Origin of the sequence: Butyricicoccus sp., assembly GCF_050872565.1 — a bacterium.
Taxonomy (GTDB): Bacteria; Bacillota; Clostridia; order Oscillospirales; family Butyricicoccaceae; genus Butyricicoccus_A.
In genome coordinates this window covers 1-6471 of the sequence record NZ_JBNMHC010000111.1, presented here as the reverse complement: position 1 = coordinate 6471, position 6471 = coordinate 1, and the positions used below count along the sequence as shown (strand labels likewise).

At 51.3% G+C, this 6471-nt stretch carries 7 protein-coding genes; all 7 read right to left on the bottom strand.

The features are described from left to right. On the bottom strand, positions 1-569 hold a 569-nt coding region (locus ACR0P9_RS06120), incomplete at its 3' end, for a 4Fe-4S binding protein (protein WP_432618305.1). Then, positions 569-1003, bottom strand: a complete 435-nt coding sequence (locus ACR0P9_RS06115; protein ID WP_432618303.1) for an FMN-binding protein — start codon at positions 1001-1003, stop codon at positions 569-571. The genes ACR0P9_RS06115 and ACR0P9_RS06120, both read right to left, overlap by 1 nt. A gap of 4 nt (positions 1004-1007) precedes the next feature. Further along, positions 1008-2897 (bottom strand): FMN-binding protein, encoded by a 1890-nt coding sequence (locus tag ACR0P9_RS06110; protein ID WP_432618301.1) that lies wholly within the window; start codon positions 2895-2897, stop codon positions 1008-1010. A gap of 42 nt (positions 2898-2939) precedes the next feature. After that, a complete protein-coding gene (locus ACR0P9_RS06105; protein WP_432618299.1) occupies positions 2940-4040 on the bottom strand; it encodes an FAD:protein FMN transferase in 1101 nt (366 codons plus the stop codon). 25 nt (positions 4041-4065) lie between these two features. Continuing rightward, positions 4066-4566 (bottom strand): Gx transporter family protein, encoded by a 501-nt coding sequence (locus ACR0P9_RS06100; protein WP_432618297.1) that lies wholly within the window; start codon positions 4564-4566, stop codon positions 4066-4068. 10 nt (positions 4567-4576) lie between these two features. Next, positions 4577-4951 carry a NusG domain II-containing protein gene (locus ACR0P9_RS06095; protein ID WP_432618295.1) on the bottom strand — a complete coding sequence of 125 codons (375 nt, stop codon included), beginning with the start codon at positions 4949-4951 and terminating at the stop codon, positions 4577-4579. A 413-nt stretch (positions 4952-5364) separates the two neighbouring features. Next, the coding region (locus tag ACR0P9_RS06090; protein WP_432618293.1) for a penicillin-binding Tp47 domain C-containing protein at positions 5365-6471 on the bottom strand (1107 nt) is incomplete at its 5' end.

The following is a 6471-nucleotide window of genomic DNA, read 5'->3' as shown; positions in this document are numbered from 1 at the left end:
TCTTTCAGTGCCATGCCAACAATAATAGCGAGCAGAAGGACGATAGCAATCACATATCCCGCCGGAATCGCACGCGGTGCTGTGAGCATCGAGAACACATCCCACGGGCTCCATCCCGGCAGCTTATCATAGACGCCCGCTGCACACAAAATGATGATAGCGAGCAAAAGTAAATACTTGATTTTCTGCAAATAGCCGGTCAGATGATCTGGAATCTTTGGCAGCTTTTTTTTTGCCTTTTTCTGAATGAACTGAGACAGCTCATACACGGCATCGCCAAACGCACCGAATGCACAGGCATATCCGCAGAAAAATCTGCCGAAAATAATCGTATACATGCACAGCACAATCAGTGTCGTAAAGAAAGAGCTATAGGAAATCGGGTCTTTTGCACCAATTGCCGTTGCCATTTCCTTGATTCCGGAAAAGCAGGATGTGTATACAGACGGTGCCAGCAGGAAGAAAATCAGCTGAATCACAGCGCGCACGCGGCGACGCAGCTTGACGCGCTGCATCGGATTGACTGGCTTTTTCTTTGCAGCCGTTTTTTGTGGTGTTTGCGTTTCCATTATGCCGCGTCCTCCAATGCCTGTTCTACTGCCGTTTTAATGCCTGTTGAGGAGAAGGTCGCGCCGCTGATCGTATCTACTTCCGGCGAATTGGCAGAAATCATGCTGTCAATGATACCCTTTGCCTTGTCCAGATATGCCGCATCTTCATTTGCCGCATCGGTAATGTCAATTGCGGTAATTTTGCCGCCGGATACTGTCACGCTGACAGACACCGTTCCACCGAAGCCCTCTCCGCTGCCGGTATACGTGCCATCTACATAGCTGACAGAACCGCCCTCGGCGGCTGCATTCTGCGCCTGTACCTCGGCAAGCTGCTGTTTATTTTCTTCTTCCTCAGCCTGCCACTGCAGCGCATGTGCTTGATAAATACACAGAGCAACAACTGCCAGCGCAAGACTGCCCAGTCTTGACCAAAAATCGAGATGTTTCAAATAATTAGCCCTCCGCCTTTGTCAATGCCTGCTTCACTGCTTCTTTTATTGCTTTGGACGAACAAGTAGCGCCAGAAATCGTATCTACGCCATCAATGTCTGCTGCCGTCTTGCCGGTCAATTCCATCTTTGCCGCCTTATCCGAATATCTCTTATTCGACTTATTGTCTCCAAAGGTATTCGATGCATTGAGTGCCACATTTGTCACCTTGCCATCCTGCACGGTGACATCAACGAGCAAGGCATACGCATCAAAGTCTTCATCTTCATCCGGATTGACCGTAACCGTTTCCGTGTACGTGCTTCCTTCCGGCTCCGGTGTCGGCGTCGGTTCTGGTGTTTCCGGAGTCTCCTTCGGCGGGGTGTACTGTCCTGCAATCACTGCCTTATTGAGTGCTTCGGTCAGTGCCGTCAAAATACCCTTTGACGAGTAAGTTGCGCCGGATACGGTGTCTACAACGTTGATATTCTTGCCATTCTTGACCTTTTCAATGATTTCCACCGCATCGTTGAAATAGTCATCGTCCTGATCGTTCTTTTCTATGACATCAATGCTCTTTAAGTCTCCGCCAGAAGCAGTGACCTTGAGCACAATGCGGCCATTGCGATAGCCATAGCCAATGCCATAGAACTCTGTCGCGGTATCAGTATAGGTCTTTTCGGTCGGCGTCTTATCGGTATCATCGTCAGTTGTTGTGCCGCCGGTGGTCTGTGCCTTCTTCAGTGCATTTCTCACCGCCGTGATGATGCCGTTGGACGAGTAGGTCGCGCCGGATACCGTATCCACATTGGTGGACTGGCTGGAAATCATCTTATTGATGATACCGTTCTTTGCCTTGCCGAAATATGCCGCATCATCGCTGCCGGATACATCAATTTTTGTGATTTTTCCGCCGGAAATCGTCACATTTGCGGTCACGGTACCCTTAAATCCCTTGCCTGTGCCGGTATATGTACCGTCCTTATAGCTGCCGGTATAGGTATCTTTGTCCAGCTTGCTCGGCGAGGAATCGCCGCCAGTTGTTGTGCCGCCGCTGCTGCTCGGTGTCTCAGACACGGTACCGCCTGCCGCCTTGGTCAGCGCCTGCTTGATGGCATTCAAAATGCCATTGGACGAATATGTCGCACCAGATACGGTGTCGACACCGTTTGGGCTCTGCTTGGCAATGACTTTAGCAATCAAGGTCTTTGCTTTGCTCAGGTACGGTTCATCGTTGCCCGGTGCGGAAACGACACTAATCGTAGAGATCTTACCGCCTGCAATCGTCACGCTGACGGTAATATTGCCGCGAAAGCCTGCCGCCGTACCGGTATAGGTACCGTCTTTATACGAGCCATCCTGAAATGCATCGGAAGAAGTGCTTCCTGCCGCCGTATTGTTTGCTGCTGCACCGCCGCCATTGGAAGTCTCCGTGACTGTGCCGCCGGATGCTTTGGTCAACGCGTTCTTTACTGCATTGATGATGCCGTTGGAAGAATAGGTCGCACCGGAGACAACATCGACATCCGGATTCTGCGCCTCAATAATCTTTGGAATAATCGCCTTTGCCTTGGAGAAGAACGACGGTGTTTCCGCAGAAGCAGATACCACCTCAATGGCAGTGATTTTCTTATTGGCAATCGTCACACTGACGGTAACATCGCCGCCATATCCCTGCGCGGTACCTGTCCATGTGCCATCCTGCCAAGAACCAGCATCCGCTGCCGCCCCAACGGCAGAACCAGAGCCAGATCCTACATTGGCAGCCTGTGCAGTCGGAGAAGCCAGCTCCGGAATCTCTTCCAGCACAGCGCCGCCGGAGGCAACGCCCCACGCTGCCAGCGCCGCAACAGCAATGCCCGGTACCAGTCGGCGGGCAATGGCATCCACGGATTGATTGTAAAAGATACGCATTTTTTGCCTCCTTGCGTTGTAAAACGAATGTATGCTTTGCTTTTATTTCTGAATCGTCTGTACCTGATCGGCAGAAACACTGTCCGGCGTGAAGCCGTCTGCAATGCCTTCTGTGATGTATACATTTCGATCCGCATCGACTAAAATCGTGTCAAATTCATCTGCGTGCTGTTTCCAGTACGCAATGGCCTTGTCTTTTCCCATGACAAACAGCGAAGTGGACAGACCATCTGCCAGCGTGCCGTCCTTGCTGACAATAGTCACAGAGGTCAGACCGCTGTTGGACGGCTTGCCGGTTGCCGGATCAATGATGTGATGATAGGTCACACCATCTTTTTCAAAATTGCGCTCATACGCGCCGGATGTGATAACTGCGCAGTCATCCGCTTCCAGCACGCCAAGCATATCATCGGTGTTATCTGGATCCTGAATGCCAACGCGCCACTCGCTGCCGTCCTGCTTGGTGCCCAGCAGATGCACATTGCCGCCCAGCGACACCATGCCGCAGGTCACACCATCTTTTTTGAAGATTTCCATAATTCGGCTGGACGTAAAGCCCTTGGCAATACCGCCCAAGTCAATTTCCTGATTGTCTCCCAGCGTCAGCGTCTTGGCCTTTTCGTCCCATGTCAGCTTATCTGCACCGACACGCTGTAACGTAGATGCAATTTCCGCATCCGTCGGCACATAATAGTCCTCTGTCGTAAAGCCCCACAGCTCCATGAGCGGCAGAACCGTGATGTCAAACGCACCGCCGGTGCTCTTGTACAGTTCCAGTGCCTTTGTGACCATGACCGCCGTATCGTCGGACAATGCCGCCGAACCACTGCGATTGAGCTTGGAGATTTCACTGTCTTCTTTGCCGATAGACAGCAGGTTATCCAAGCGTTCGATTTCTGCAATGGCATCACTCACGCCCTTCTGTGCGTTGTCGCCATATGCCGTAACCGTCATATAGGTATCCATCGCAAAAATTTCTTGGCTGACTGGTTCGGTCGAGCTGCTTGTCGTGCTATTGGTCTGTGCCGTTGCTGCACTGCCCGTATTATTTGTATGATTGGTATTGGATGTCGAACTACATCCGGTCAACAGCATACTCGCCACAACAGCGGATGCCAGCATAACTTTCCATGGATATTTCATTGTGTTCCTTCCTCGCAAAGAAAATTTAAACTTCGTGTACTTCCGGCAGACGCTTGAGCATCCAACTGCCCAGCAAGCCAATGACTGCACCGGCAACGATACCGGAAACCCACAGCACCAGCAAATACCAGGCAATGGCGCTGGTCTGCATGATCGCCATAGCGACCAAAATCTGGCCGACATTGTGCATAACACCGCCTGCCACACTGACCGTCACCGGCTGAAATTTTCCGGTCTTTTTGAGCAAAATCATCACTGCTCCGGATAAAAGGCCGCCCGCCAGAGAATACCACAGGCTAACCACGGTACCGAACAGCATAGCGGTCAATCCAATGCGTACAAAGTTAATGACCACTGCCGGTTTGGATCCCATACGGTACAGCGCAACGAGTACCACCAAGTTGGTCAGACCGAGCTTCATGCCTGGCACGGCAAAAAACGCCGGAACCATCGCTTCGATATAACTGAGCACCAGTGCCAGTGCAGCAAGCATTCCATACAATGCCAATCGTTTTGTCTGTCTCATGCTCTGTCCCTCACTGTGCCACAACGTCTACGCCGTTTGTGTCATTTTCGTCCTGAATGGTGACGCTCACTTTGTTCGGCAGGCAAATGATGCTCTGGCCAGAGTATTGCATCTTACCCTGATGCACGCACAGCTTGTCCGGGCAGCTCGCCTCTTCCAGCCAAACCTGACCATCCTCAATGATTAGCTCATTTGTGCCGCCATTTACGCCATGAATCGTATATTTTGTATTTTTATTCATGGAAAATGTCGTCACTTGCTTGCCCGCCACCTTCACGATGACCTCTGCGCCGCTCTTTCGCGTCAACATCAGAAATGCGCCGAGCAAGAGCACGCCCGCCAGCATGACCGCCAGCAATACAATGTCTTGTTTTTTCAGCTTCATAGTACAACTCCCAACGTCTAGTATGGTTAGTAGAAACTAATAGGAACAGAAAAAGAAATTGCGCAGGATACGCTTCCCACGCAAGCCTTCAATTCCGGCTCCAAATTACCTCAGTATACCGCATAGGCATCCGATTGTCAATGGAAGCTGTGGGCAGGAAAAAGCCGTTTGCCACATAGCAAACGCCCAATTGTGCCTCAATTTCGTTTTCTTTGTTAGTAGAAACTAATCTATATTTAGCATATCATATTCGCTATGTCTCGTCAATTCTTCCCATGTAAAAAATTAGCACTTGCTTTCGCTATTTTTCGGCATATTTGCTCAACCACCGAAAGAGACCCCTCCGGATCATCGATCCAGAGGGGTCTTGAAAGGAACTTATGAAAAACTTACGAAACAGTTGTTTCCTGTTCTTATTCGCTCAGAGCAGCCTTTGCTGCTTCCTTGATTGCATTGGAAGAGCAGGTTGCACCGGAAACGGTATCTACGCCGTCAATCTCAGCAGCCGTCTTGCCAGCCAAGTTTGCATTCATACCATTGAACGCATCCTCAGAGTACGGCTTATTGCTCTTCTTGATGGTGCAGTCCTTGTTCAATGCGATGGACTGAACCTTGCCATCCTTGATGGTGACATCAACAATCAAGCTGTACGCATTAAAGTCTTCATCTGCGTCCGGATTTACGGTAACCGTCTTCGCTACGGTCTTTTCCGTCGGCTGTGCAGCCAGCTCATCCTGTGCAGCCTTGATAATGCCCTGCAAGTCAGCAATCAGCTCAGCAGCTTCCGGCTCCGTTGCATCAGCATTTGCCAGCATAGCCTGTGCTTCTGCGATGTGCTCATCCAGAGCAGCCTTGTTGGACGGGTTCTTCGCGGACAGCTCCTGTGCGGTTGCAATCAGGTTGGTCAGCTCGGTCTTCTGTGCGTCCGTGATGCCTGCGACAGTAGACGGCAGGTTTTCAGCCGTTACCTGGAACTGAGTGGTGTAGTCCGAAGTGCCCAGACCGTAAACGGTCAGTGCCCAGTAGCCGGTGCCATCGGTGCCTTCCGGCAGCTGGCAACGCAGGGAATCGGTCAGACCCAGCTGAATGCCCATAGACTTGTGCATCCAATCATCTGCTGCGAACTTGGTGCCATAGGTTGCAACCGGCGTGGTGTAGGTGCTGTCGCTGCCGTAGTAGGTCCAACGAACCGTCTGCATGGCAGAACCCAGTGCGCCGTACTCGCCGTTCAGATCAACACGCAGGAACTCACCGTAGTTGCCGCTGTAGGTCTTTACCTCTGTGGTCACATTTGCGCCGTCATTTGCCTGTTCCTGATCCAACAGACCAGAGCCGGAACCAGTCTGGCGTGCGCTGAAGGTATAACCAGCATCGGTCTTGGTCGCAGTCTTCAGACCGTTTGTATTGGCATTTACAGCAGCGGTACCCGTGTACGCCTTCAGATTTGCTTCGCTGTAGCCGCCCTGTACAGACTGACCATTCTTGGTCACGGTGTACTGCTTGCAGAAGTCCTGATAATC